We start from the raw sequence: 26,094 nt of genomic DNA, 5'->3' as shown, positions 1-26,094 counted from the left end.
TTTTAAATAAATATATTAAACAATATTAATCGTAACCTTTAAAACTTCTAGAGATGAAAACAAAAATCCTTAATCGATTCTTCTTGTTGCTGATGGCAACATTCGTACTATCCTGTTCTGATGATGATGACAATGGTCCTGACCAAATGGAAGCTGACCCAATGATGGTTGAATTGAACATTGTTGAAACTGCCCAAGACACAGAAAGTGTCAGTAGTCTTGTAGCTGCATTGGCAAAAGCTGATGAAAGTGCTTCCAACAACCTGATTTCCACCCTTAGTGATGAAACAACAAATTTCACTGTTTTGGCTCCCACAAATGATGCTTTCACTGATTTACTAGCACGTTTGGATGGTTTTGACTCCCTCGATGACTTCAATACGGAACAATTACAAAACCTCTTGGCAACTGTTCTCACATATCACGTAGTGGGTGGTGCAGCAGTCACTTCCAGTGCCTTGACCGAAGGGCAGGTTATAACCACGGTACAGGGGGAAGACCTTACCGTTAGTATAAGTGGAGGGGTTTATTTTACCGATGCTGCCGGTGAAGCGGCCCAAGTCACTTTGGCTGACGTGGAAACCACCAATGGAATCATCCATCTTATAGATAAGATTCTCTTACCCCAGGCTGCTATTGATGCCTTGAGTGACATATTACTATCATCGATCACCGATTTGGCAATTGCGACGCCTACCTTAAGTAATCTGGTAGCCGCCTTACAGGCAGCGGACGGGGATTTACCCGCTGTACTGGCCGGTGAAGGACCTTTTACGGTTTTCGCCCCAACGGATGATGCCTTTGCAACCTTCCTGTCGGACAATGGTTTTGCTAGTTTAAGTGATGTACCTGTTGATGTATTGACCCAAGTATTATTGAACCATGTGGTCAGTGGCGCAAATTTCTCAACGGACTTAACCGCTGGGTATATTTCTACCTTATCCACCGCAGGTGTAGGTGGTAATAATTTGAGTATGCTAGTAGATCTATCAAATAGCGTTACCTTGAATGGCGTTTCCAATGTTACGGCACCAGACAACAAAGCGATTAACGGCGTTGTACATATTGTGGATGCAGTTATTGGTTTACCCAATATCGTGGATCACGCTGTGGCCAACCCCAATTTGAGCGAACTTGTTGGCGCATTGACTATGGATGGCAATACAACCTTCACAACCTTGCTTTCCGATTCTGAAACTGATTTTACGGTTTTTGCTCCTGTAAATGCCGCTTTCACCGCTTTTATGAATCCTAATTCCAATGATTTGAACGCTATATTGGCCAATCATGTTATTGCAGGTGCAGCCGCTTTCTCTAGCGGATTAACGAATTCCTATGTTACTACTGCAGCAACAAATGCCGATGGAGACAACCTAAGCATGTATATCAATACAGATGATGGGGTTACCATCAATGGGGCAAGTACTGTTGCTGCAGCCGATATTGTTGCAACCAACGGAGTTATACATGCTGTTGATGCGGTAATAGACCTACCCACTGTCGTTACTTTTGCTGTTGCAGATCCAAATTTTTCAACGTTGGTCACTGCGTTGACTGAATTGACTCCAGCAACTGATTTCGCTGGAATCCTTTCAAGATCTGAAGGAGGAAACACTGACGGAATAAATCCGGACTTCACAGTGTTCGCACCTACAAACGCAGCATTTGAAGCCTTGGCTGAAATTCCTGGGGAAGACGTATTGACGCAAGTATTATTACATCATGTGGTAGCCGGCGCCAATGTACGATCTACAGACCTCACTGCAGATGGAGATACTATGGCCACAACATTGGAAGGGGATAGTATGACCATAACGCTTCCAGGTACGGGAGACCATATAGCAGATGTAACCGATGGTGCTGGAAATTCCGATATCGGAATCATCGCTGTCGATGTACAAGCCAATAACGGTGTAATCCATGTCTTGAACAAAGTCATGTTGCCAGATACAATGAACTAAACAAGCTATTGTGTAATTAGGAAAAGCCGTGATGAACGGCTTTTCCTTCTTTATAGGCTTTTAAAAACAAACATTCAAGTTCAAGATTCATGGTCTCCAAAAAATTGAATGTTTTGATAACGGTTATATCTAATTGAAAGAAAAGGATAATACAATGACCGTCAGGACTAAAATCCAACTTTAACATTAGCTTTAATCGCTTTAAGTCCATTAGTCAGGTATTTTTTGTTTGTGATTGATTATTGGTTATTTCAGAACTTCCTCGTTTTAAATTTGAACATACTTCAAGTTTGGACTTGGAAGTTTTTTTATGGTGTACAGCGCTTCAAAGGAACCAAGCAAATCAACAAACAACACCACAAGATCCTTTAACATACAAAACTTGACGCTTTACAACTTTTTATTCTGTAAACTAACAATATGCTCCATATTTGTAATCCCAAATCTTACCAAACTAAATCAATTGAATGCTAAAAGCCCCGACGTAATGTCAGGGCTTTTTGTTTTTGGTCTATTCTCCATCCCTATATTGAAAGGGAAGTTGCGGTGCCGCGAATATTTTGAATCAACAGTTATTTTTTACCTGTTTTTTTCTGCTCTTCCGCCTGCTCCATCATTTCACGCATCTTACGCTGAAATTTATTCTCCTTTTTGGGCTTCTGCTTATTCTCTTGGATCTGGGCATGTATCTTATTGTCGTCCAGAATAAATTTCTTAATGACGAGCATAATACCGATGGTGATCAAATTCGATACAAAATAGTACAAACTCAAACCACTCGCATAGTTGTTAAAGAAGAACAACATCATAAACGGCATTAAGTACATGATAAATTTCATGTTGGGCATTCCTGGTTGTTGCGGCATATTCTGCCCTGTGGTCATCATCATATAAAAGAAGATGGCAATAGAGGCTAAAATAGGGAACAAACTTATATGGTCTCCATAAAATGGGATTGAAAAACCTTCCGGGAATTGATAAATAGTATCAAATGAAGAAAGGTCATCTGCCCATAGGAACGATTTTTGACGCAATGCAAATGACGTTGGGAAGAACATGAACAACGCATAGAATATCGGCATTTGCAAGAATGCAGGCACACAACCACTCATAGGACTTACCCCTGCCTTGTTATAAAGCTTCATAGTCTCTTGCTGCTTTTTCATGGCATTATCCTTGTACTTTTCACCCAGTTCGGTAATCTCAGGTTTCAACACCTTCATTTTAGCCTGGGACAAATACGACTTGTACGTTACCGGTGACATGGCCAAACGAACCAAAATGGTCATTATCACAATGGCAATACCATAAGGAAAGTAGGTGCTTAGGAACGAATAGAAAGGCGTAAACACATACCTATTGATCCATCCGAATATACCCCAACCAAAAGGAATGGAATCCTCAAGACCCAATTCCTCATAATGTTTTAAGACATCAACATCGGTAGGACCGTAGTACCAATGCATATTTTGGGAAAGTTCTCCCCCATTCACCTCCATTGGCATCTTAGCACCAAAGACCTTGGTAAAACCGAATGTTCTACTTTCTTCCTCGACCAAGTTCTGGGAAGACAATTCGGCTTTTTTAAAGTGCTCTTCAGTGGCAAGGATAGAACTGAAGAAATGCTGACGGTACGATAACCATTTTACATCCGTTTCAGTCTCTTCATCATCCTTCCCTTCGGAGAGTTTACTGATTTTTCCGTCTTCATGGCTATATGTCAGTCGTGTATATCGGTTTTCATATTGGATACTTTTCGAATGGCGTATCCCTTTTAATTTCCATTCCAACTGAACAGGCTTACTGCTATTGATAACCCCATTCAATCCCTGGGAACGAATCGTAAAATCGACCAAATAATCATTCGGTTTCATTTCATAGCGATACTCCAAATATTTGTCGGGCCCAACCTTGGCCTTCATGGATAGCACTTGGTTTTCCCCATTATTATCCATCGATGGTTCAAAGTAAAGATCCCTCGTGTTGAGTACGCGATTATCAGATGTTGTAAAATTCAATCCGAAAGAAGCATTACCATCCTTAACCAAATATACCGGAACGGAATCAAAGGTTACAAAATTCCGCATTTTGGCCTCTACAATCCCACCCCCTTTATTGTCTATCTTAAGGGTAACCAATTCATTCTCCAAAGTAGTAATACCTTCAGTAGGAGTGGTATAACCAAAGGCACCAATGGCGCCTTTATAATTGGCAATGGCCGTGGAATCCTGAAGATTTATGGCTAGGGGAGCCTCTTCCTCCGTCATTAATGGTGTTTCGTCTTCCTTTTCTTGGGCTGCCACCTGTTCCTGCTTTGCTTTTTGGGCAGCTAGTTCTTCGGGAGTCGGCCTGTTTTGGTAAAACATAAAAATAAGTATCCCAAAAATGAGCACAAAGCCTATAATAGAATTAATATCTAACTTCTTTTCTTCCATTTAATTATTTATCAATATTATAATATGTAAATAGTATCCCATATGCCACTATAACCCTAAAAGCTTGCGCCATACAGAATTAGTCAGTCAGCAAATATATGCCCAAATGTGCAGTTTATGCCATACTGGCATTACTTTGTTCTTTTTTGTGGTTTAATGCCGCTTTGACCAATCCTACAAATAAAGGATGTGGATTTGCCACCGTACTTTTATATTCTGGGTGGTATTGTACTCCAATAAACCAAGGATGGTCGGCCAATTCAACAATCTCTACCAAACCTGTCTCCTTGTTGACCCCTGAAGTTATCAACCCTGCATTTTCCAATTGTTCCTTATACTTGTTGTTAAACTCATATCGGTGGCGATGGCGTTCGGAAATATCGGTAGCCCCTTGATAAACCTTTTGTACCAAGGTCCCATCCATCAAATGACAATCCCAAGCCCCCAATCGCATTGTACCACCTTTATTGGTAATGGTCTTCTGTTCTTCCATAAGACTAATAACCGGGTGTGGTGTACTCCCATCCATTTCGGTAGAATTGGCATTCTCCAATCCCAATACATTTCGGGCAAATTCTATCACTGCCATTTGCATACCCAAACAGATTCCCAAAAATGGAATATTATTTTCACGGGCATAACGAACAGCTTCTATCTTACCTTCGATACCCCGTTCCCCAAATCCCGGGGCAACCAAAATACCATCAAGTCCCTGTAATATTTTCCCATTGGTTTTCTTCGAAATATGTTCCGAATGGATAAAACGCACATTAACGCGCACCTCGTTACTTGCCCCCGCATGTATAAACGATTCCAATATGGATTTATACGAATCCTGAAGCTCTACATATTTACCGACCAAACCTATGGTCACCTCATGTTTAGGATTCTTATGGCGACGTAAAAACTGATCCCATTGTTTTAAATCCGGTGGGGTGGTATCGGACAGCGCCAATTTTTTCAATGTCACGGTATCCAAGCCTTCCTGTTGCATCAGGATTGGCACATCATAAATGGTTGATGCATCAATGGATTGAATTACCGCCTCACGCCTTACATTGCAAAACAGCGCCAATTTGTTCTTTATTTCATCAGATATCTCGTGCTCTGTCCTGCAGACCAGAATATCCGCTTTAATCCCACTCTCCATCAAGGTCTTTACTGAATGTTGGGTCGGCTTCGTTTTAAGTTCCCCAGCCGCAGAAAGATAGGGCACTAAGGTAAGATGGATTACAATTGCATTATTGTCTCCCAATTCCCATAACAATTGACGAACAGCTTCGATATAAGGCAAAGATTCAATATCACCTACGGTACCCCCGATTTCGGTGATTACAATATCATATTCCCCACTTTTACCCAATATCTGAACCCTTTCCTTGATTTCATTGGTAATATGGGGTACCACTTGGACCGTTTTTCCCAAGAACTCCCCACGTCGCTCCTTCTCTATGACACTTTGATAAATCCTACCGGTAGTTACGTTATTGGCCTGAGAGGTCTTGACATTCAGAAAACGTTCGTAATGCCCAAGATCCAAATCGGTCTCGGCCCCATCATCCGTTACGTAACACTCCCCATGTTCATAGGGGTTCAACGTTCCCGGATCAACATTGATATAAGGATCTAATTTCTGGATGGTTGTTTTGTAACCCCTTGCCTGAAGTAATTTAGCCAAGGATGCGGCAATGATCCCTTTTCCAAGGGAGGAAGTAACCCCACCGGTTACAAAAATATATTTGGTTTGTGACATGAAGCGTTCGATTGTGTTCGTAACGCAGGCAAAAATACAAATTGCAATAAGAAATCGCAGGGATTACTTGGGAAATTCTTTCTGAATTTTACGAACTAGAGGTTCCAATCCGTTGATTTTGATCTCTAACATGGATCTCATCAAATCCCCAAGCTTCCCGTCAGGAAACCCTTTTTGATGAAACCACACCAAATAAGGCTCTGGCAAATCCAACAAATAGCGATTCTTAAACTTCCCAATAGGCATCCTATAATGGGCAAGCTCGATAAGTTTTTTATAATCCGGTTTCACCTCCATGGTATAAAACTAAATGAATTAAATTTAAGCACCTCCAAAAAAACATATGAAAACCAGCTATAAGAGCAACCCAAGACCATGGTCTCAGTTTCTTAATGCCTCCTTTATTTTGACAGCCCAAACGGATTGCTGTATACTATCCCTGGAAAAATTCGTCTGGGTATCATAAAGATCCTGATAGGCTTCCAACTCCTCAAGAATTTCACGATATATCAATTTTACCTCAGCCCTTACATTTTGGGTGAAATTGGCTGCTTCCAATCGTTCCCTCATCTTCTGGGCATATAATTCAGAGATATCAAAATGAAGTTGTTCATGCCCCAAAATAAAAGAATCACATAAATGTGGTTGGTACCATGATTTGTTGGGATAAAAAAAAGTGGTCACCTTAAAATCGATTTCCATGGCGTCTTTCGTTCCCTGGGTCGAAAATTGATAGGTTATTCCGCTGGCAGTGACTGCTGCTGCACGATCATTTTCGGGCACCTCCCCTTTAAAATCCTTCCAAGTAAGTTTATGTACAGGACTCCATGCTATGGTTTCATACTCTTGGGCACGACCAAGACCAATGGTCGTCAAAAAAACCAAAAAATATTTTACAGCACCCAATTGAAGGAAATGACTTTTTCGATTTCAGGGTGCAGACTGTACAAGACCGGACAGGTTCTGGCTGTATTTTCCAATATTTTACGGTGTTTATCGGAAAACGCGGAAGGCAAACTTAAAACCACCTCGACCTTACTAATCCTTCTTGGATCTGCTGCCATATGCTTGGTTACCTCCGCTGTGGCATCGACCAAATCCATATCCATATCCCTCGCTTTGATGCCCATCATGGTAAGCATACAACTCGCCAAGCCTGTCGCCACTGTATCGGTAGGGGAAAATGCCTGTCCCAACCCATTATTGTCCACTGGGGCATCCGTGATAAAAGAATCCCCCGAACGCAAATGAACGCAAGTGGTTCGCAAATTTCCCGTATAGGTTACCTTTGAGGTCATATCTAATCTGTTATTTGGACCACCCTCAGATTATCTATCGTCATAATATAGGAGGCCTGGTTATAATACCCGGAAGTCGGATTCCTTTCATAGGAGAACTTATTCCCGGTATATTCTGTTTCCCCGATAATTTTGGAAACATCCATTAAATTATTTTTGTACGCCAATTTCAAAAGCAAGTCATAGGTCAAATCAAAACCCCGGACAGCATACCGGTCCGGCACATCCCCAAAACGCTTGCTATACGCCTCTACAAATGCACTATTCGCCACTTCACGATAAACCGATGGATAGGTAAAATGCAGGTTTGACAAATGGGTACTTGATATAATATCATTATCAAAGGCCTTGTTTTTATTGGTAGTGAACATACGGACTTCCATCTTTTTCTTACTGACCTCCGGATTTAACAATGTGTCCTCAAAAGAATTCAAGATGGAAACCACACTTGCGATCAGCTTAAAATTATCGGTTTCAACAAAAACCCAATTTTCAACTTCCTCTGACATTAGCGAACCTAATTTATCCCTATTGATCCCTATATTCTTTTTCTCTTCTTTGACCTCGAGAACTTTTGCCGTGGGAAATCGTTTCAAAATCATGGCTTTTGCCGATTGGTTCTTTTCATCGGCAATGACGATGATATTTTCATCGGTCAATTTTCCCTCAACGTATGATAATATCTTGTCGCGCAATACTCGATCCGACGTATAGGAAAAAAACACGTTGCCTAAACTTAAATCACTTTCAGCGGGTATGGGCGCTATTACGGGTACTTTGTATTGTGCTGCCCTTACGGCGACCTCCTTTAAGGAAGAAAGGTCCAACGGCCCTATAACCGCGCTGGCATCGGCTAAATTTTCCCTTGAAAGTATTTCCTTCGTTTTGGAAAGGTCCAATTGATTGTCATAAGTCTCAACATCAACGGAAATACCAAGTTTGGCCACCGAATCAATAGCCATCAAAGCCCCTGAATAAAGTCCTAAACTATATTTTAAACTATTTCTATTCTCAATAATTTCCCGGACCTCTTCCTTGTTCTTTAGATTTAATCGATCTAGACGAAAAGGCAACATAAAGACCAATTTTGGACGATTCATTGGATTGATACTATCCAAAAGGTCGATTTTATCAAGAACCAAGGAATTCCGTACTTCAAAATCACCCGCTTGGTCCTTAGGCAATTTCAACACCATTCCCGCTTTTAACCCATCCTTTAAATCAGGATTCAACTTTAAAAGCTCTTTATAGGTAACACCCAATTTCCGGGTCAATGAAAATTCGGTTTGCTTCGGCTTAACCTCATAAAAAATAAAATTATCCGTATTGACTTCCCCTGGATCTGACTTTTGCTCAGGAATTCGAATAACCATTCCTTCCTTTAACCCACCGCGTTCCGCTATCTCTGGATTCAACCGAACAATCTCATCCGATTTCACATTGAACTGTTTCTCCAAACGGTAAAAATTCATTTTCGGGGGTACCGTATAGGAAAGGTACAATTGGGTCTCTTGCCCCTTGATGGTACTTCCCAAAAGTTTAGGCATCTTAAGCTCCTGACCTTCAGACAAATGATCGGTCATCTTCGATAGTCCTGGGTTCAACACCAACATACTATCGATGGTAATACCATATTTATGGGCTATACTCCAACGGGTCTCTTTGGGTGCAACGGTGTACACTTCATAATCATCCTCATTGATTGCGTTATCCTCTGGCTTTACCCTCCTGTATTTCGGGATTTTTATCTTCATTCCCTTTTTAAGTTGGGAAGAGTATAGTTCAGAATTGTATCTTTTTATATCATCTTCGGTAATATGATACCGTTGCGATATACCGTATAGCGTTTCCCGCTTTCTAACCTTATGGGTCGTAAAACCTATAGGTTCTTCTTGCACCGGTTCTTCCTTTTTGAATAGGCTTACCGATTCTTTTTCACCGGTCGCCTTAGCATCCTGGGCAGTCTTAGCCCCTACGGGAATCACCAAAATGGTATTCGGTTTTATAGCCGTACCCTGTTGGATTTCCTTATTGTAGGATAAAATTGTGGCCGGGGCAACCTTATACTGTTTGGAGATACTTTCCAATGTCTCCCCCTTTTTTACCGCATGGGTAGTGAACTTTTGGGCCATTGCATTGCCACCTATAAAAATAAGGAGAAGCAATACAATACTATTCTTGAAAAATTGACTCATAACTATTCCCATTCTATAGTAGCGGGCGGTTTAGAACTAATATCATACACCACTCTATTTACACCCGGTACTTTATTAATTATCTCATTAGATGTTTTCTGTAAAAACTCGTAAGGCAAATCTACCCAATCGGCAGTCATACCATCGGTACTTTCAACAGCTCGTAAAGCTACACATTTTTCATATGTTCTTTCATCGCCCATTACCCCTACACTATTTACGGGTAAAAGCATGGCTCCGGCCTGCCAAACCTTATCATAAAGTCCCCATTCCCTTAATCCATCGATAAAAATCGCATCAACTTCTTGTAATATGGCCACTTTTTCACGGGTAATATCCCCTAATATACGAATGGCCAAACCAGGACCTGGAAACGGGTGACGGCCCAATCGATCACCGGAGATCTTCATACTCGCCCCCACTCTTCGAACCTCATCCTTAAATAACATTTTTAAGGGCTCAACGACTTTCAATTTCATGAAATCGGGTAATCCGCCAACATTATGGTGACTCTTTATCGTTGCTGAAGGACCCCCTGTCACCGATACGGATTCAATGACATCAGGATATATCGTACCTTGTGCCAACCATTTTGCATCTTTGACCAAATGGGCCTCATCATCAAAAACATCGATAAAAACCTTACCTATGATCTTCCGTTTTCCCTCGGGGTCACTTTCCCCAGCCAATGCATCCAAAAAGCGTGCCGAAGCATCAACGCCCTTTACATTAAGTCCCATATCCTCGTATTGATCTAGAACCTCCTGGAATTCATTTTTACGCAACAAACCATTGTTCACAAAAATACAGTGCAAATTTTTCCCTATCGCCTTATGCAACAACACGGCAGCCACGGTTGAATCCACTCCCCCCGATAATCCTAGGATCACCTTGTCACTACCCACTTTTTTCCGTAATTCCGAAACGGTTGTCTCAACAAATGCATCCGGGGTCCAAGTTTGCTCCAACCCGGCAATATGCACTAGAAAGTTTTGCAATATTATCTTGCCTTGGCTTGTGTGATATACTTCTGGGTGAAATTGAATCGCATAGGTGTCCTCCCCCTCAATTCTATATGCAGCATTTTTAACGTCCACGGTATTGGCCAACACCACGGCATTCTCTGGCAATTCCTGAATGGTATCACTATGGCTCATCCAAACCTGGGAACCGCCTATGATACCGTAAAAGAAAGGTTCATCGCTTTTAATATTTGTCAATCGGGCACGACCATACTCCCGTGTATTGGAAGGTTCGACCTTACCCCCATTGAAATGGGCCAAATATTGGGCCCCGTAACAAACCCCAAGCAACGGTATCTTCCCTTTGATCTTTGAGAGATCCGGATGCGGAGCATCCTCGGAACGCACAGAAAAAGGCGAACCCGAAAGAATTACAGCCTTATAGGAAGACATATCCTCAGGCACTTTATTGTATGGTTTTATTTCACAGAAAATATTCAGTTCCCTAACCCTTCTAGCGATGAGTTGTGTATACTGGGAACCAAAATCGAGTATTAGGACGTTATTTTGCATGGGCAAAAATAGTAAAATGCAAATTTTGTGAAAGGGTCTTAACAGGATATTTATTCAAGAATTACAAAACTTATAAACAGATACGACTAATTAGTCCATTAAATAAGTCCACTTCATCGTCCGCAGCACGAAAAAGTGACAACAATTTATTTAGAAGTCCTATGAAAAACGCTTGGTTTTTAATGGTTAATCGAAAGGGATTCTGAGCAAAATTCCTTATATTTATAATACATATGAGCCCTTTGGCAATACGGCCTTACATGAGTATAATGGTTTTGAATTGAAGCTGCTGAACACCTCAAAAAGGCCCTTAAGGCAAAAACGAGGATAAACTAAATATAAATGTAAAACCAAATAGTATGCAGACAGAAGCCGTATATTCAAGCGACCTTACCTTTAATTTGGAAATCTGGAAAAGGGAATTGAAGTTCCATTTGTCCGAATTGGATATGTTTCAAAAGAAATTGGAGGAAATTGCCGGTAGGGAAGACAATGGACAGTCCTCATTAGATCTGGAGAACTTTCAGAATAGAATCTTGATCGAACGTGATGCCATCGGCAAGCTTTTACACCGTTGTCGTGCCAAATTGGGCAATCTACATAGCGCCGATCATTACAAAAACATTGACGGACAGGTACAGTACGAAAAACGCCCGTTATATGATGACTTAAAACATTACATCAAATTACATTATGATTTTAAGGAAGATATCATGGAATTCTTTCTGAAGTGGTTGTGATATTGAATTCCACTGCAACCATCGCTATAAAAACAAAAAAAGCCTCGACCCTACATCGAGGCTTTCTAAATCAAAAAACCAACCTAGCACATGAACGAATTGATTATTTAACTAAATTTTCCAATTCATAGCAATTTGTATCTATAACACCCCACTTCGTAAATACCCTACCTTTTTGTGAAAAAAATATTTTTTGGCCCGAAAACACATAGAAACCATACCTGTATAAAAGCGATTATAAAACCTAAGTATTCTGTTTTTGGTGATTGATTTACAGCGGCTTTTTTTATCTTTATAACTGTAATCACAATACCATGAAGAGCACGTTTGACGAAATAAAATCGGATTTACAAATTGGCGCCAAGGACAAAAAGCATCCCTTTCATTATTTCACCATTGCCACCTTGGGCGTGGACAAGTTCGCTCGATTAAGGCTTGTGGCCCTGAGAAATGTTTCCAACGACCTGAAATTAACCTTTTTCACGGATAAACGTTCCAAAAAAGTCTTGCACATCAAAGAAAATCCAAGGGTCAGCCTGTTATTCTATCATCCCCAGAAACTCCTTCAATTGCGTATAGAAGCCATGGCCAGCATAAATTCGGATCAATTCCAAATTCGGGAAACCTGGGAAACCATAGGTGCCGAGGCCCGCAAAGACTATATTACCACGGAAGCGCCAGGGACTACGATTAGCCACCCTAGTTCTTTGGAATATTTGAAGGAAGGCGATTATTTTTCCATTGTGGACATTGAACCTTTTCGGATAGAATGCCTTAAACTCAATACTAAGGGGCACACAAAAATCAAGTTTTCCAAAAATGACCAAGGTTGGTATAACGAATATCTCGTACCCTAGGGTATTCTTCACTCCATGGATTGCAAAATCGCAACGATATCCTCGATGGTCGTATCCGGATTGATAAAGCAAAACCGAGCTACGGTTTCCGGCACACCTTTGGTCGTCCATTTAGTAGGGGTCACCAAGGCAAAACCATCTTCATGGTTCTTGTACGTCCATTTTCTATAATCATCGGGTGACCATCCTTTTCGTCTAAAAAGCACACAGGACAGACTAGGTTCACGAACCAGTTCCAAATCATTATGGTCTTCGATGAGCTCACCGGCCAAGTTTGCCAGTTTAATCCCCTCTTCAACAGCCCATTTGTATTTATCAGTGCCATGCATGGCCAAGGAAAACCACAAAGGCAATCCCCGCACCCTTCGGGTCAATTGAATCTGATAATCGGCGGGGTTGAACCCTCGGGCACCTTCATCCTTGAAAATCTCTAAATAAGAACCTTCTTGGGCATGGGCCTCTTTAGCCAATTCCGGATTTTTATAAATGACCGCACCGCAATCATATGGCGAAAAGAGCCATTTATGGGGATCAATGGTTATACTATCCGCTTTTTCGATACCACGGAACAAATGACTTACAGAATCGGCAACCAAGGCTCCTCCGCCATAGGCGGCATCTACATGAAACCAAAGATTTTCCTGGGCACACACTTGGGCAACACCCTCCAAATCATCAATAATACCTGCATTGGTAGTCCCTCCGGTCGCCACTACGGCAAACAGTCGTTTACGTTGACTTGCATCCAATCCGGCGATTTTCCCCTTCAACATTTCAGCAGTCATAAAATCCTCGGTCTCCACCAAAAGTACATCGGCATCAATGACCTTTGCCATGGCCTTTATTGATGAATGGGCCCCCTCTGAGGTGATGACCAAAGCCTTCACGTTACGGTTCCCTGGATCCTTTCGCCAATTCTCCCTTGCCGTAACCATGGCTGACAGGTTTGCTGCCGTACCCCCACTGGTAAAGACCCCAAAAGCACCTTTTGGCAATCCTGTAAGGGATACCAGCCATTTCATGGCCTCGTTCTCACAAAAAATACCCCCTGCACCTTCCATCCAATAGGCACCATGGATACTCGAAGCCGAGGTCACCAAATCGAACATGATCGCCGCCCTTGTGGGGGCTGCCGGAACAAAGGCCAAATGTCTGGGGTGATCTATAGGTACGGTGGCCTTGACCAATACATCCCTGAATAGACTAAAGGCATATTCACCCCCAATACCCTTGGGTGTTATGGTCTCACCGACCAATTCGCGAAGTTCTTCCTCTTTTTTGGGCTTGCCTAATTCGGGTGTGGTTTTTGTGATTCGATTAATGGCGTATTTCATGACATCCAATGTCATTTCAACCACTTCAATATCAATATTATGCATCCAATACGATTTTAAATCTATTTTATTGAGGGAGAATCCTTATCCCCTTCAAACGCTACTATAAATATGGTATTCCGTTCTTTTCCAAAATCAGGAATACTATCCAGCACTCTTTTGTCTTTTACCAATTCCTTTTCCAAAACGACCTCAACACCATCAAAATTCACCAGTTTTGATTTGGGCAAGGAAAAATCATCCTTGGCGAATACCTCCCTTTGGGGGTCGAGCAATCTTATATTTCCCGCGTAGGTAACATTTGGGAGCATCCACTTCTTCTCCCCATAATCTTTCTGCAACACATCGTATAACGGCTCAAAACCAAAATGTACCGAAGACCGAATACCCAACACCTTTTCAGCCGGAGTCCGCAGTATTTGCAAACCGATAACGGTAAGAAAAAGGACAAATCCGTAAGTTGACCATTTTCTGATCGATTTGAACCCAACAGAACGAACAAGCAACACCATAAACGGCAATACCAACGGCAACAACCAACGTTCCTCTATTTTTTGAACGTCCATAACAACAAAAAACAGCACCAACACCATAATCTGGGCTATGGCTAGTTTTGCAAACCAATCGGGTTTCAGTCTTTCGAATCGGACTTTCCTTTGGACGAACGCCCATGAAATCACCACTACTAAAGGAGCGATCATTCCAATCAAATTCAAAAGTAAGGAAAACAACGGACCTATAACGAATATGCCATTTCCAGATTGATTCTCCGTTTTCAGACGGATACTTTCACGAAGCTCCGTTAGAAATCCCTCAGGACCAAAAAGCCAATACCAATGGGGCATTAACAATACGGCTACCACCAACAAGGTCACAACCATCTTCTTATTGAAAATAATCCGTCGTATGGAGGCATCAAAAAACAATGTCAAGCCCAAAGCGGCCATAAAGAACACATAATTGTATTTGGACATGGCCCCAAAACCCACGACAAGACCAAAAAGCACATAATTCCCCCATGTTTTTTGATATATCAATCGTTGCACAATTAAATAGGAAGCGATAATAGACGCACACAACAATGACGTGTGGGATAATCTTCGAAATGTAAAATCGATGAAAACAGGAACCAAGACCAACCCCATTATGGCCAATTCCGCCTTTTTGCCGTCCTTAATCATTTTACGTGCAAATTGCCACAACAAGAATAATATACTTGCAAAAATAAGCCCCCGAAACATGGAAAATGAAACCTTATGACTACCAAACACCTGGTTTACCCCATATTGCAACCAAGTATAAAGTGGCGGTTGATCGTCATAGCCCCAACGCAACCATTGGGAATAATAGGCCTGTTCCGCATCCTCCAGTTCCAACGCAGCCTTAAAAAAAGTAATACCTGTTATAGCAAAAAAGGAAAGTAAGGAAAGAAGGTTGACCCTATGTAATGACATCTTTCCCAACATCATAGCTAATCAGCGGTTCGTATGGTAAACTCGAGCTTTAAGGGGTCCAATGTTTCGAACAGCATGGGTATCAACACTTCCCCATATTCAAGATACAATTCTGAGAAATTGAGATTTCTTTCCTGTAGCGATTGTCCCGGGAACAGTTCGTTCTGTATATGGGTCATTCGTTCAACATGGTCCTTCAATTTACGCTTTTGGGCTTTAAGCAAACGGGCCTCCAAGGCATCCAATCCCTTTAATTGCTTAACTTCCTGGGCCTTTACCGCTCCCAAGAAAGAAGCATCGGTCTGTGAGGCAATATCATATAGGGCCTTGAACTGTTCTTTCAATAATTTCCTCTGAGGGGATAAATCAATATTGATATTTGAGATTTCCCGGATTTTCTTATTGATGAGCTGGTTTCGTCTTAAAAAGAGGTCTTTCACGGACAGATTCATATTATCCAATTTCCGTTGTTGTTTCCCCGTAAGGACAAGCGCTGAATTCCTGGGCAATAGAATGGGAAAAGTAACCTCCATTGCCTCAAAATTGGCTTTCAATTCGAGCCAATAGGCCAGTTCTCCCCCACCTCCGATATAGCACAGGTTGGGAAGAATGATTTCTTGATATAACGGCCGGGCAATCACATTGGGTGAAAATCGTTCAGGATGGGTATTGAGTTCTTCCAATAATGCTTCCTTGCTAAACCGGATATCGGTATTATTCACATGAAATCCATCCTTTGCCTCAACGATACGTTCCCGAATGGCATCCTTTATGTAAAAATAATTGATTTCCCTGGGGTTGACCTGAATACCATAAGAATCGGTAAGCTGTCTTAATTGGGAAATGGTCTCGGTAACCCTGTCAAACGAAACCCTATCGAAAATATCCTTTTTGGCATAGGGAACCAATAATTTTTTTAAGCTTTTATCATCCCCATCGACAATTACAAGTCCGTATGAACCGAAAAGTTCATTGGCGAGATACCGGGTTGCCGCTGCCAAGGTAGCATGTTCCAGATACGCCTTTTTAAAAAGTTCTTTTAAGGCTTCCGCATTCACACCTCCCCCCAATTCATTGGCAAAGGTTTCGTACATCCCTTCCAAACCGTCTGTATTGAGTCGGCCTACCGCTCCGGAAGCATCCCTGTTCCACTGTATTTTTTTATTCTTGAAATTAAAGTAATTGATTTCCTCAAAATCATGGTCCTCGGTAGCCATCCAATAAATCGGCACAAAATTAAACCTAGGATATTTCTTCTTTAAGGCTTTGGTCAGATTAATGGTCGATATTATCTTGTATAGGAAGTAAAGGGGACCGGTAAACAAATTCAATTGATGGCCTGTAACAATGGTAAACGTTATGGGTTCCTTGAGTTGTATTAAATTATCCTTGGTTTCCCTGGAAATAGCAACCCCCTTATATTGTTCTTGGAGCGCATCAAAGAGTATCGCCCGATTATCCTCTGGGTAATTGGCCAACTTTTCTTCAAGTTGCCCTTTGAAATTTTCGATATTCGGATATCGATTATAGAAAGGCCTCAGATCTTCCTTATCATCAATATAATCGCATATTAAATCTGAAAAATATCCGGTATCCTTAAAGGGTAAACAGTCAATATCCATATAAATATCAAAAATTGGGGTAAAGATAAAACACTTGGATTTTCTTGTTCCTAAAAATACGTTAATTACTGCAACCCTTAATCCATAAAAGCGGGTCGATTGCAGAAAGTTCAAGCTATCTATTGTTTTAATTGTTAAATTGAACCATCGCAAACCCAGATCCCAATATGAAGCAACTTTCACTTCTTCTCTTTATTATCCTTACCTGCAGCCTATCGGCCCAGCATTTAAAATCACCTTCCGAATTTCTGGGATATGAACTAGGTACGCAATTTACAAGGCACCATGAAGTTGTCGATTATTATCAATATCTGGCGGCTAATACCCCTGACCGCTTACAGCTACTGGAATATGGCAAAACCAATGAACGAAGACCGTTGCTTTTGGCCATTGTTACTTCAGTAGAAAACATGAATAATCTGGATAATATTCGTGAAGCACATTTAAAAAGTACCACGGGTGAAGGTACCACTAGTGACAACGCCATTGTATGGTTAAGTTATAATGTTCATGGCAATGAAAGCGCAAGTACCGAAGCTTCGATGCAAACCATCTTTGATTTATTAACCCATAAAAGTGCCTATTTAGAGCATACCATAGTACTAATAGACCCTTGTATCAATCCTGATGGACGTGATCGCTATGTAAACTGGTACAACCAACACAAGAACACCCCTAACAACATGGACCCCAATAGCAAGGAACACCATGAGGGCTGGTGGAATGGACGAAGCAACCACTATATGTTCGATTTGAATAGGGATTGGGCCTGGCTTACCCAGATTGAAAGTCAAAATCGATTAAAGGTCTACAACAAATGGTTGCCCCATGTTCATGTTGATTTTCACGAACAGGGGATTGATAGTCCCTATTATTTTGCCCCAGCCGCAGAACCTTACCACGAAGTCATCACTCCCTTTCAAAAGGAATTTCAGACTACAATCGGAAAAAACCATGCCAAGTATTTTGATGCCAATGGCTGGTTCTATTTTACAAAGGAAGTGTTTGATTTGCTTTACCCCAGCTATGGGGATACCTACCCTATCTACAATGGTGGTATAGGCATGACCTATGAACAAGGAGGAAGCGGTAGGGCCGGTTTGGGCATCATAACCCAGATCGGGGATACACTTACCTTGAAGGACAGGATCGCCCACCATATAACCACAGGGTTATCCACAGTGGAGGTTGCCGGTAAAAATGCCGAAAAATTGAATGAGGAATTCAAAAAGTTCTATACCCACAAGGATTATACCTACAAAAGTTATGTATTGAACGGAAATGCTGATAATATTGAAGCACTGACTGAGTTATTGGATAAGCACGAAATTGAATATGGACAAGGCAAGGCAGCTACCATAAAAGGCTTTAGGTACGGTACCGGAAAAACAGGTAGCATGAAAACAGACCCCAATAGTTTGATTGTTTCCACTGACCAGCCGAAAAGTACTTTGGTAAAAGTACTATTTGAGCCGACCACAAAACTAAGTGATTCGGTCACCTATGATATCACGGCTTGGTCCCTCCCGTATGCCTATGGCCTAAAGGCGTTGGCTTCCCAAAGTTTAGTCCCCAAAACGCCTTACACAAGAAAAAAGACACATCAGCAAACCTTGGACAAAAATGCCTATGCCTATCTAACGGAATGGCATAGTTTTAAAGATGCCCGGTTCTTGGCTGAATTGCTGGAAAACAAGATAAAGGTCCGACATTCCTACAAACCCTTTTCCCTGGAAGGAAAGTCTTATGACAGAGGGAGTTTGATCATTGCCAAGGGGGACAACAAAAACAATCCTTTGTTTTTGGAGTCATTGGGTAGAATCGCCGACAAACACAATATATCATTGACTGCCGTCTCCACCGGTTTTGTGGAATCTGGAAAAGATTTTGGATCGCATTATGTACAAATGACGAAAAAACCAAAAATCGCCATACTCTCAGGGAAACCCATCTCAACCCTTCAGTTTGGTGAGATCTGGCACTATTTTGAACAGCAACTCCACTATCCGATTACCGTTATTGATTCGGATTATTTGGGTCGCGTTGACCTTCCCGAATACGATATTCTTATACTGCCCAATGGCCGTGGGTATAAAAGTTACCTGGACGAGTACAAAATGGCCGACATAGAAAATTGGATATCCAACGGTGGTAAACTGATTGCCATGGGCGGAGCAATCAAAGGGCTTATTGGGGAGAATGGTTTCAATATCAAAGCTAAGGAAATCCCGCAGGATTCATCCTTAAACCCGCAGGTCTTTGACGAAACCGAACGGGAATCCATCAAAAAAAATATAACCGGGGCCATCTTCAAAACAAAGGTAGACAACACCCATCCTTTGGCCTATGGGTATATCGACACCTACTTCACCTTAAAAAACGGGGCAGACGCCTATGCCTATTTAACAAACGGTTCGGTAGTCTATCTTGAAGAAAACCAGAATACCCCTGTTGCAGGTTTTGCAGGAAGCCTGGCACAACAAAAAATAGCAAACACCTTGGTGTTCGGCGTTGAACCCCATGGATCCGGACAGGTCATTTATATGGTAGACAACCCGTTATTCAGAGGGTTCTGGGAAAACGGAAAGCTCTTTTTCGCAAACGCCCTTTTTATGGTAAATTGAATTTTTGGCTTTGGTATTTTTACAACCCGATCAATATAGCATAAACGAAACCATGATAATTCCAAAAATAGCAATTGGAACAATAAACATCATGTAGAGGAAAGAGATAATATTTGCCTTAAAAAAAGCGCCAATCCAACTGCTTTTATAAAAATTATGAAGTGCCAGCAATAAATAGACAATAAAAGACAAAAAGAAAAGAACCTCTAGCCAAACGGGGATATCAATAAGCATGTCGGCCAATATCAGTAAACAAAAAGAAGTAAAAATAAATGTAAAAAAATAAAAACTAAAGACCATGTGATGGGCGAACGTTCCTCGTCTCCAATAAAACAGCTTTAATAAAACAGCAAATAAAGGCAGCATAAAAAACATGGCAATAGGAATAGTATCATACAAGGTGTTTAGAATCCCAACTCCTTTTTGCTCATAGAATTTGAGCATTTGCCCATAGATTTTTCGGGTTAGGGCACCGGCATTTTCCTCTAGACCCATAGCCTTTAACTTATTGGCTTTTGGCGCATCAACGGTTATCAACGAATCCAATAGTTTCCTTTTTATACGGAATGATGAAACAGATACATTCTGTTCTGCATCCATGACCGAATCCAATACAACCAAATCTTTATCCGAGATGCCTGTGAGCACAGGGTTTTCCTTAATTGTTTTTTTCGCCAACCCCACCTTTAAGGAATCTTCTTTTAGCTGCAGTGAATCTATAGTCAATTCCCGATTAAAACCCTTTTTCAATGCCTGGGTTACCTCATTGTCAGCTTTACGCACACTGAATGAAAAAATAAAGAAGAAAACTACCGAAATAAACAAATAGAACTGTGCAGGGTGTAAATATGATAAGCGTTTACCATCTACAAATCTTCTGGCTAAGACCCCAGGTTTCAACATTAACGGAATAAAACTCCTAAAAAATCGTGCATCGATGGAAAAGTAGTTCTCAATGGTATTACTGAACAATACCCCAAAGGTGAGATTATCTGTTGCTTCTTGACCACAGTAAGGACAATACTTATACGAGTCATCAAAATAATTCTCACAGTTTTTACATTGGTTGGTTGAAGGCATAACAAACACTTTGTTTAAAAATACAAAAAGAACAACAACCGCCCTTAGCCAATAACCACAGTAATTGCAAATATCACCAAGATAGCGGAAACCCCCAGAACCAATGTACCCAAGGTCAAGGTTTTATTGCCTTGTTTCACATCCATGCCTGTCAATTGGGTAAATACCCAAAAGAAACTATCATTGGCATGTGACACCACCAAAGAACCTGCCCCAATGGCCAATACCGTCATGGTAGCCATAAAAGAGCTATCCAAGCCCAAAGCGGGCATTATCGGCGCTATGATCGATGCAGTTGTTATCAACGCCACCGTTGAGGAGCCCTGGGTAGTCTTTAGGCAAGCAGCCAATAAGAAAGGTAAAAACAGGCCAATACTCAAATCGGAGAAATTCTCGGTTATCAATTCGGCAATACCCGAGCTTTGCAGCATTTTACCAAAAACACCCCCTGCTCCCGTTATCAATATTATTGGGGCCGCAGACTTCAAAGCCTCCCCAAACCATCCTGTCGCCGAGTAGACCCTCTCATCGAGTTTTCTTGGCAACATCAAGGAAAGTGCCACCCCCAACAACAAAGCTATAACAGGGGTGCCTAAAAAGGATATGGGCGGATACAGGACGCTCGACGTCAAATGGGCATCAGGATAATCGAAAACCGATTTTAAAACAATCAAGAATATAGGAACCAGGATTGACAACAATGAAATCCACAGTTTTGGTCGGTATCCTTTTTCCTTGACATTTTCCAAAAAAATAGGAATCTTCGTTTTGGAGGCTATCTTAGTCGCAAAGAAATAGCTCGGTACCAAGGCAATTGAACTAACGATGATACCCCATAGGATAACATTGCCCAAATCGGCCTTCAATATTCCTGCAGCTGCAATAGGTCCAGGAGTCGGCGGCACCATTACATGGGTAGCAAAAAGACCCAAACCCAAAGCGACGGATGTACCTGCATATGACTTTTTTGCCCTTTGGGATAAGGCTTTGTTCAATGAATTCATCATAATAAAGGCACTATCCGCAAAAACGGGAATCGACATTAAATACCCGGTAAGCAACATCGCCAAATGAATCGATTTCTCGCCAATGACATGGATCATTTTCTCTGCAATCACCATTGCACCACCGGATTTTTCCAATACCGTTCCTATGACAACCCCAAAAAATATAATGAGTCCAATTTTACCCATTAGTCCACCAAAACCTTCATTAATGGCATTCAAAATATCGGGGACACCCATTCCTGTAATGAATCCATAACCAATGGCTGCAATAAACAACACAAAAAAGGGATGGATTTTCCAGCGTACGATTCCCAAAACAATGAACGCCAAAGAAAGGATTAAAGCGAAAACATACAACATACTACGGTTGGGTGTTGATTATTAGCTCCCTAAAATAAGGATTAAATCACGCACACCCTAAGCCGCTGATAATTTAAAAGTAAAGGAAGACAAACTTATTTTTTGGGCCCTACCAACTCAACAGGTTCCCCGTAAAGGTCAAAATCGGCAGCATCGGTAATTTTTATCAATGCAAATTCCCCTTGCTTCAAATAGAATTTAGCGGCATCAATCAGTACCTCATTATCCACATCCGGCGAATCGAACTCGGTTCTACCCACAAAATAATTACCCCCTTTGCGATCGATGATACATCGAAACGTTTTTCCTATTTTTTCCTGATTCAACTCCCAAGAGATTTGGGATTGGATTTCCATGATTTCATTGGCTCGCTCCTGCTTTACCTCTTCAGGAACATCATCAACTAAATTATAGGCATGGGTATTTTCCTCATGGCTATAGGTAAAACAACCCAAACGTTCAAAACGCATTGCTGTGACCCACGATTTCAATGTTTGGAAATCTTCCTCAGTTTCCCCAGGATAGCCTACGATCAAGGTTGTTCTAATCGCCATATTTGGGACATACTTCCTGAAATCCGCTATAAGTTTCGTGGTTTTCTCTTGGGTCGTACCACGCCGCATGCTCTTTAAAAGTCGATCAGAAATATGCTGTAAGGGTATATCCAGGTAATTACAAATCTTAGGCTCATTGTTCATGACATCCAACACATCCATCGGAAAACCAGTTGGAAAAGCATAATGAAGTCGGATCCATTCAATCCCCTCCACTTTTACCAATTCTTGTAGAAGTTCTGCGAGATTTCGTTTTTTATAGAGGTCCAACCCATAATAGGTAAGGTCCTGGGCAATCAATATCAATTCCTTCACCCCTTTGGCCGCCAATTTTTGGGATTCGGTAACCAATGCTTCAATGGGTGTACTCTTGTGCTTTCCACGCATTAAAGGAATGGCACAAAAGGAACAAGGCCTATCGCACCCTTCGGCAATTTTCAAATACGCATAATTCTTTGGGGTGGTGGTCATTCTTTCCCCTATCAATTCATGCTTATAATCCGCCTCTAAAGCCTTTAACAGACTTGGCAACTCACTAGTTCCAAAATAGGCATCCACATCAGGAATCTCCTTTTGAAGGTCGGGCTTATAGCGCTCACTTAAACACCCTGTCACAAATACCTTATCAACCTCACCCGCCTCTTTCTTTTCAACATATTCCAAAATGGTGTTTACACTTTCCTCCTTGGCATTGTCAATAAATCCACAGGTATTGATAACGACGATATTCCCCTCTTCCTCATGAACCACGTCCTTATCGTTGGCCTGTAATTGTCCCATGAGTACTTCTGAATCGTACACATTCTTAGAGCAACCTAAGGTTACTACGTTGATTTTGTTTTTCTTAAGTGATTTTGTTCGCATAATTTTCCAATGGGGTGCAAAAGTACAACTTGACATAGGAATTATTGCGATTAAACACGAATTCTTAACTTTTTTCGTTAAACCTTATATCCATTTAATTATCAAAACAAAAATTGGACGTAACATGAAACCCAAAGTATTCACCTTTCTTTCCTTCCTTTTTCTCCTTTTTATTGGTTGCAGCAGCGATTCGGACAATGATATGAATGAACCCCCCGCACCCACTGGAATGTATTTTCCATCCTTACAAGGGGATGCTTGGGAAACGGTAACTACAGCCCAGTTAAATTGGAATACCGAAAATGAACAGGAATTGACCAATTACCTCGAGGCAACCAACACCAAAGGATTTATCATTCTCAAAAACGGAAGGATTGTTATGGAAAAATACTTCAATGGCCATAACCAAGATGCGGAATGGACCTGGTATTCAGCAGCTAAAAGCCTAACAGCAACCTTTGTGGGTATCGCACAAGATGAGGGACTATTGGATATCAACAACAAAACATCGGATTATCTAGGCGAGGAATGGAGTAAATTAAGTATTGAAAAACAGGATTTGATAACCGTGAGGCATCACTTAACCATGACAACAGGACTCACTCCACATTTAGGCGATTATGTACCATGGGTTTGTAATTTGCCAATCTGTCTTGATTATACTGCTGATGCCGGCACAAGCTGGGCGTACCACCAAGGGGCTTTTATGCTGCTACAGGACATGATTACCGAAAGTACTGGTGTTCCATTCCAAGAATATTGCAAGACCAGGGTTACGGATAAAATTGGCATGGAAGGCCAATGGACAAGTGATTTAGGACTGAATATCTACAATAGTAATACCCGAAGTATGGCCAGATTTGGACTCCTTATGCTTAATGAAGGGGTTTGGGACGGCTCCACTATTGTCAGTAAATCCTATTTTGAGGAGATGACGAACACCTCACAGGACATTAATAAATCTTACGGTTATCTATGGTGGTTAAATGGCAAGGAAACCGTTGTGGGAACCACCTCTACAACTGTACTTGAAGGCCCGCTTGTACCCAATGCACCAAATGATATGTTCGCCGCCTTGGGTGCCAATGACCAGAAAATATATGTTGTTCCTAGCCAAGACCTTGTTATTGTACGATGTGGGGATAGTGCTGGGGAAATGCAGTTGGGCCCCTCTAGCTTTGACAATGAATTATGGGGTAAGATCAATGCGGTGATAAACTAGATCTAAATCGCATTTAAAAGTTTTCTATAGGGTAAAAAAAGGATAGTCTACCTAGCTTCCAAATGAATACGTTACACGCCAGGTTAAATCACAGAAACCACATCCCGAAGATTCGAAATCCTGAACGCCTTGCCTGTACCCTGCATTTTATTCGGGCCTACCAACATCACACAATCGAGGGCAACCCCTAAATCATTGGATATTGAAAAAAGAATCTACAAACTCGTATTTATTGAATACCTGAAGGTCTTCAATACCTTCACCCACCCCTATGTATTTGACAGGAATCTGGAATTGATCGGAAATACCGATTACCACTCCCCCTTTGGCCGTTCCGTCCAATTTGGTAACCGCCAAGGAAGTAACCTCTGTCGCCTTTGTAAATTGTTTCGCCTGTTCAAAGGCATTCTGACCGGTTGAACCATCCAACACCAACAAAACATCGTGTGGAGTATCCTTAACCACCTTTTGCATGACACGTTTTACCTTGGTAAGTTCATTCATTAGGTTTACTTTATTGTGCAATCGACCAGCAGTATCAATAATCACAACATCGGCATCCTGTGTCACAGCTGAACTCAAGGTATCGAAAGCCACGGAAGCGGGGTCACTACCCATCTTTTGTTTCACAATAGGCACATCTACCCGATCCGCCCAAACCTGCAATTGATCTATGGCTGCAGCCCTAAAGGTATCGGCAGCACCCAAAACCACTTTGAGTCCTTGTTTTTTAAATTGATAGGCCAATTTACCGATGGTGGTGGTCTTACCCACACCATTAACACCTACCACCATAATCACATACGGTCTTTTATCCTTGGGTATACTATATTCGGTTTCCTCACCCACATGGGTCTCTGAAAGCAAGCCGGCGATTTCTTCCCGTAAAATTTTATTCAGCTCATCAGTACCCATATACTTATCCTTGGCAACGCGTGCCTCGATACGATCAATGATTTTCAATGTGGTATCAACACCAACATCCGAAGAAACCAGTACCTCCTCAAGATTGTCCAACACATCATCGTCGACCTTGGACTTTCCGGCAACGGCTTTGCTTAATTTTGAAAAAAAAGTAGTTTTGGTTTTCTCCAATCCTTTATCCAAGGACTCTTTTTTCTGTGGGGAAAATATCTTTTTAAATAAACTCATAATACCTGAACAATTTTCACCAAAGATATAAAATAAAAAAGCTCCTT

Annotated in this window: 20 protein-coding genes; 5 read left to right on the top strand and 15 right to left on the bottom strand. The window is 41.4% G+C overall.

Features of this window, described 5'->3' with window-relative positions:
* The first annotated feature begins 53 nt into the window (after window positions 1–53).
* Window positions 54–1,961, top strand: coding sequence for a fasciclin domain-containing protein (locus tag LX92_RS07755; RefSeq protein ID WP_170117808.1), 1,908 nt, complete (start codon window positions 54–56; stop codon window positions 1,959–1,961).
* Window positions 1,962–1,977: 16 nt separating this feature from the next.
* On the opposite strand, the gene LX92_RS22280 is transcribed toward LX92_RS07755, so the two are convergent.
* The 8 genes from LX92_RS22280 to guaA form a co-directional block, all read right to left on the bottom strand.
* On the bottom strand, window positions 1,978–2,172 hold the full coding sequence (locus LX92_RS22280; protein ID WP_146197814.1) for a hypothetical protein: 195 nt from the start codon (window positions 2,170–2,172) through the stop codon (window positions 1,978–1,980).
* A gap of 361 nt (window positions 2,173–2,533) precedes the next feature.
* Entirely contained in the window at window positions 2,534–4,396 is a 1,863-nt protein-coding gene (yidC, locus tag LX92_RS07750; protein WP_109649740.1) for a membrane protein insertase YidC, read from the bottom strand.
* Between the two features lie 115 nt (window positions 4,397–4,511).
* Window positions 4,512–6,149, bottom strand: a complete 1,638-nt coding sequence (locus tag LX92_RS07745; protein WP_109649739.1) for a CTP synthase — start codon at window positions 6,147–6,149, stop codon at window positions 4,512–4,514.
* Between the two features lie 63 nt (window positions 6,150–6,212).
* Window positions 6,213–6,446, bottom strand: a complete 234-nt coding sequence (locus LX92_RS07740) for a DUF3820 family protein (RefSeq protein ID WP_109649738.1) — start codon at window positions 6,444–6,446, stop codon at window positions 6,213–6,215.
* Window positions 6,447–6,530: 84 nt separating this feature from the next.
* Window positions 6,531–7,055, bottom strand: coding sequence for a DUF922 domain-containing protein (locus LX92_RS07735; RefSeq protein ID WP_109649737.1), 525 nt, complete (start codon window positions 7,053–7,055; stop codon window positions 6,531–6,533).
* On the bottom strand, window positions 7,043–7,447 hold the full coding sequence (locus tag LX92_RS07730; RefSeq protein ID WP_109649736.1) for an OsmC family protein: 405 nt from the start codon (window positions 7,445–7,447) through the stop codon (window positions 7,043–7,045). The genes LX92_RS07735 and LX92_RS07730 overlap by 13 nt, the downstream gene beginning before the upstream one ends.
* A gap of 2 nt (window positions 7,448–7,449) precedes the next feature.
* Entirely contained in the window at window positions 7,450–9,642 is a 2,193-nt protein-coding gene (locus tag LX92_RS07725; RefSeq protein WP_223308349.1) for a LysM peptidoglycan-binding domain-containing protein, read from the bottom strand.
* A gap of 2 nt (window positions 9,643–9,644) precedes the next feature.
* On the bottom strand, window positions 9,645–11,177 hold the full coding sequence (gene guaA / locus LX92_RS07720; protein WP_109649734.1) for a glutamine-hydrolyzing GMP synthase: 1,533 nt from the start codon (window positions 11,175–11,177) through the stop codon (window positions 9,645–9,647).
* 359 nt (window positions 11,178–11,536) lie between these two features.
* Here guaA and LX92_RS07715 point away from each other — a divergent pair, with 359 nt between their 5' ends.
* Both LX92_RS07715 and LX92_RS07710 read left to right on the top strand, forming a co-directional pair.
* The gene (locus tag LX92_RS07715) at window positions 11,537–11,917 is read left to right on the top strand and encodes a hypothetical protein (protein ID WP_109649733.1); all 381 of its coding nucleotides are present in this window, start codon (window positions 11,537–11,539) and stop codon (window positions 11,915–11,917) included.
* 314 nt (window positions 11,918–12,231) lie between these two features.
* A complete protein-coding gene (locus tag LX92_RS07710) occupies window positions 12,232–12,774 on the top strand; it encodes a pyridoxamine 5'-phosphate oxidase family protein (protein WP_109649732.1) in 543 nt (180 codons plus the stop codon).
* Window positions 12,775–12,782: 8 nt separating this feature from the next.
* Here the strand turns inward: LX92_RS07710 and LX92_RS07705 are convergent, their stop codons facing one another.
* Genes LX92_RS07705 through bshC form a run of 3 tightly spaced genes read right to left on the bottom strand, consistent with a single transcriptional unit; the run spans window position 12,783 to window position 17,184 of the window.
* Window positions 12,783–14,153: a pyridoxal phosphate-dependent decarboxylase family protein gene (locus LX92_RS07705; protein ID WP_109649731.1), complete on the bottom strand. Its 1,371-nt coding sequence runs from the start codon at window positions 14,151–14,153 to the stop codon at window positions 12,783–12,785.
* Between the two features lie 17 nt (window positions 14,154–14,170).
* A complete protein-coding gene (locus tag LX92_RS07700; RefSeq protein ID WP_109649730.1) occupies window positions 14,171–15,577 on the bottom strand; it encodes an ArnT family glycosyltransferase in 1,407 nt (468 codons plus the stop codon).
* A 2-nt stretch (window positions 15,578–15,579) separates the two neighbouring features.
* Entirely contained in the window at window positions 15,580–17,184 is a 1,605-nt protein-coding gene (gene bshC, locus LX92_RS07695; RefSeq protein ID WP_109650093.1) for a bacillithiol biosynthesis cysteine-adding enzyme BshC, read from the bottom strand.
* Between the two features lie 167 nt (window positions 17,185–17,351).
* On the opposite strand from bshC, the gene LX92_RS07690 reads away from it, so the two are divergent.
* Window positions 17,352–19,808 (top strand): M14 family metallopeptidase, encoded by a 2,457-nt coding sequence (locus tag LX92_RS07690; RefSeq protein ID WP_109649729.1) that lies wholly within the window; start codon window positions 17,352–17,354, stop codon window positions 19,806–19,808.
* Window positions 19,809–19,838: 30 nt separating this feature from the next.
* On the opposite strand, the gene LX92_RS07685 is transcribed toward LX92_RS07690, so the two are convergent.
* From LX92_RS07685 to rimO, 3 genes are all read right to left on the bottom strand, one after another.
* Complete coding sequence (locus LX92_RS07685) at window positions 19,839–20,888, bottom strand: DUF3667 domain-containing protein (protein ID WP_109649728.1); 1,050 nt, start codon at window positions 20,886–20,888, stop codon at window positions 19,839–19,841.
* Between the two features lie 44 nt (window positions 20,889–20,932).
* Entirely contained in the window at window positions 20,933–22,255 is a 1,323-nt protein-coding gene (locus LX92_RS07680; protein WP_109649727.1) for a GntP family permease, read from the bottom strand.
* 95 nt (window positions 22,256–22,350) lie between these two features.
* On the bottom strand, window positions 22,351–23,673 hold the full coding sequence (gene rimO / locus LX92_RS07675; RefSeq protein WP_109649726.1) for a 30S ribosomal protein S12 methylthiotransferase RimO: 1,323 nt from the start codon (window positions 23,671–23,673) through the stop codon (window positions 22,351–22,353).
* A 124-nt stretch (window positions 23,674–23,797) separates the two neighbouring features.
* On the opposite strand from rimO, the gene LX92_RS07670 reads away from it, so the two are divergent.
* Entirely contained in the window at window positions 23,798–24,895 is a 1,098-nt protein-coding gene (locus LX92_RS07670; protein ID WP_109650092.1) for a serine hydrolase domain-containing protein, read from the top strand.
* 192 nt (window positions 24,896–25,087) lie between these two features.
* On the opposite strand, the gene ftsY is transcribed toward LX92_RS07670, so the two are convergent.
* Window positions 25,088–26,047 (bottom strand): signal recognition particle-docking protein FtsY, encoded by a 960-nt coding sequence (ftsY, locus tag LX92_RS07665; RefSeq protein ID WP_109649725.1) that lies wholly within the window; start codon window positions 26,045–26,047, stop codon window positions 25,088–25,090.
* Window positions 26,048–26,094 lie beyond the last annotated feature (47 nt).

Origin of the sequence: Maribacter polysiphoniae (genome assembly GCF_003148665.1) — a bacterium.
GTDB classification, from domain to species: Bacteria; Bacteroidota; Bacteroidia; order Flavobacteriales; family Flavobacteriaceae; genus Maribacter_A; species Maribacter_A polysiphoniae.
This window is presented reverse-complemented; position numbering and strand designations above follow the sequence as displayed.

What these genes read in the sequence shown, in the direction of transcription:
- LX92_RS07710 (WP_109649732.1), top strand. Translation starts at nt 12,232, where the DNA reads ATGAAGAGCACGTTTGACGAAATAAAATCGGATTTACAAATTGGCGCC.
- LX92_RS07715 (WP_109649733.1), top strand. Translation starts at nt 11,537, where the DNA reads ATGCAGACAGAAGCCGTATATTCAAGCGACCTTACCTTTAATTTGGAA.
- bshC (WP_109650093.1), bottom strand. Translation starts at nt 17,184, where the DNA reads ATGGATATTGACTGTTTACCCTTTAAGGATACCGGATATTTTTCAGAT.
- LX92_RS07755 (WP_170117808.1), top strand. Translation starts at nt 54, where the DNA reads ATGAAAACAAAAATCCTTAATCGATTCTTCTTGTTGCTGATGGCAACA.
- LX92_RS07745 (WP_109649739.1), bottom strand. Translation starts at nt 6,149, where the DNA reads ATGTCACAAACCAAATATATTTTTGTAACCGGTGGGGTTACTTCCTCC.
- LX92_RS07680 (WP_109649727.1), bottom strand. Translation starts at nt 22,255, where the DNA reads ATGTTGTATGTTTTCGCTTTAATCCTTTCTTTGGCGTTCATTGTTTTG.
- LX92_RS07690 (WP_109649729.1), top strand. Translation starts at nt 17,352, where the DNA reads ATGAAGCAACTTTCACTTCTTCTCTTTATTATCCTTACCTGCAGCCTA.
- yidC (WP_109649740.1), bottom strand. Translation starts at nt 4,396, where the DNA reads ATGGAAGAAAAGAAGTTAGATATTAATTCTATTATAGGCTTTGTGCTC.
- LX92_RS07740 (WP_109649738.1), bottom strand. Translation starts at nt 6,446, where the DNA reads ATGGAGGTGAAACCGGATTATAAAAAACTTATCGAGCTTGCCCATTAT.
- guaA (WP_109649734.1), bottom strand. Translation starts at nt 11,177, where the DNA reads ATGCAAAATAACGTCCTAATACTCGATTTTGGTTCCCAGTATACACAA.
- LX92_RS07685 (WP_109649728.1), bottom strand. Translation starts at nt 20,888, where the DNA reads ATGCCTTCAACCAACCAATGTAAAAACTGTGAGAATTATTTTGATGAC.
- LX92_RS07670 (WP_109650092.1), top strand. Translation starts at nt 23,798, where the DNA reads ATGAAACCCAAAGTATTCACCTTTCTTTCCTTCCTTTTTCTCCTTTTT.
- LX92_RS07700 (WP_109649730.1), bottom strand. Translation starts at nt 15,577, where the DNA reads ATGATGTTGGGAAAGATGTCATTACATAGGGTCAACCTTCTTTCCTTA.
- LX92_RS07730 (WP_109649736.1), bottom strand. Translation starts at nt 7,447, where the DNA reads ATGACCTCAAAGGTAACCTATACGGGAAATTTGCGAACCACTTGCGTT.
- ftsY (WP_109649725.1), bottom strand. Translation starts at nt 26,047, where the DNA reads ATGAGTTTATTTAAAAAGATATTTTCCCCACAGAAAAAAGAGTCCTTG.
- LX92_RS07705 (WP_109649731.1), bottom strand. Translation starts at nt 14,153, where the DNA reads ATGCATAATATTGATATTGAAGTGGTTGAAATGACATTGGATGTCATG.
- LX92_RS22280 (WP_146197814.1), bottom strand. Translation starts at nt 2,172, where the DNA reads ATGGACTTAAAGCGATTAAAGCTAATGTTAAAGTTGGATTTTAGTCCT.
- LX92_RS07725 (WP_223308349.1), bottom strand. Translation starts at nt 9,642, where the DNA reads ATGAGTCAATTTTTCAAGAATAGTATTGTATTGCTTCTCCTTATTTTT.
- rimO (WP_109649726.1), bottom strand. Translation starts at nt 23,673, where the DNA reads ATGCGAACAAAATCACTTAAGAAAAACAAAATCAACGTAGTAACCTTA.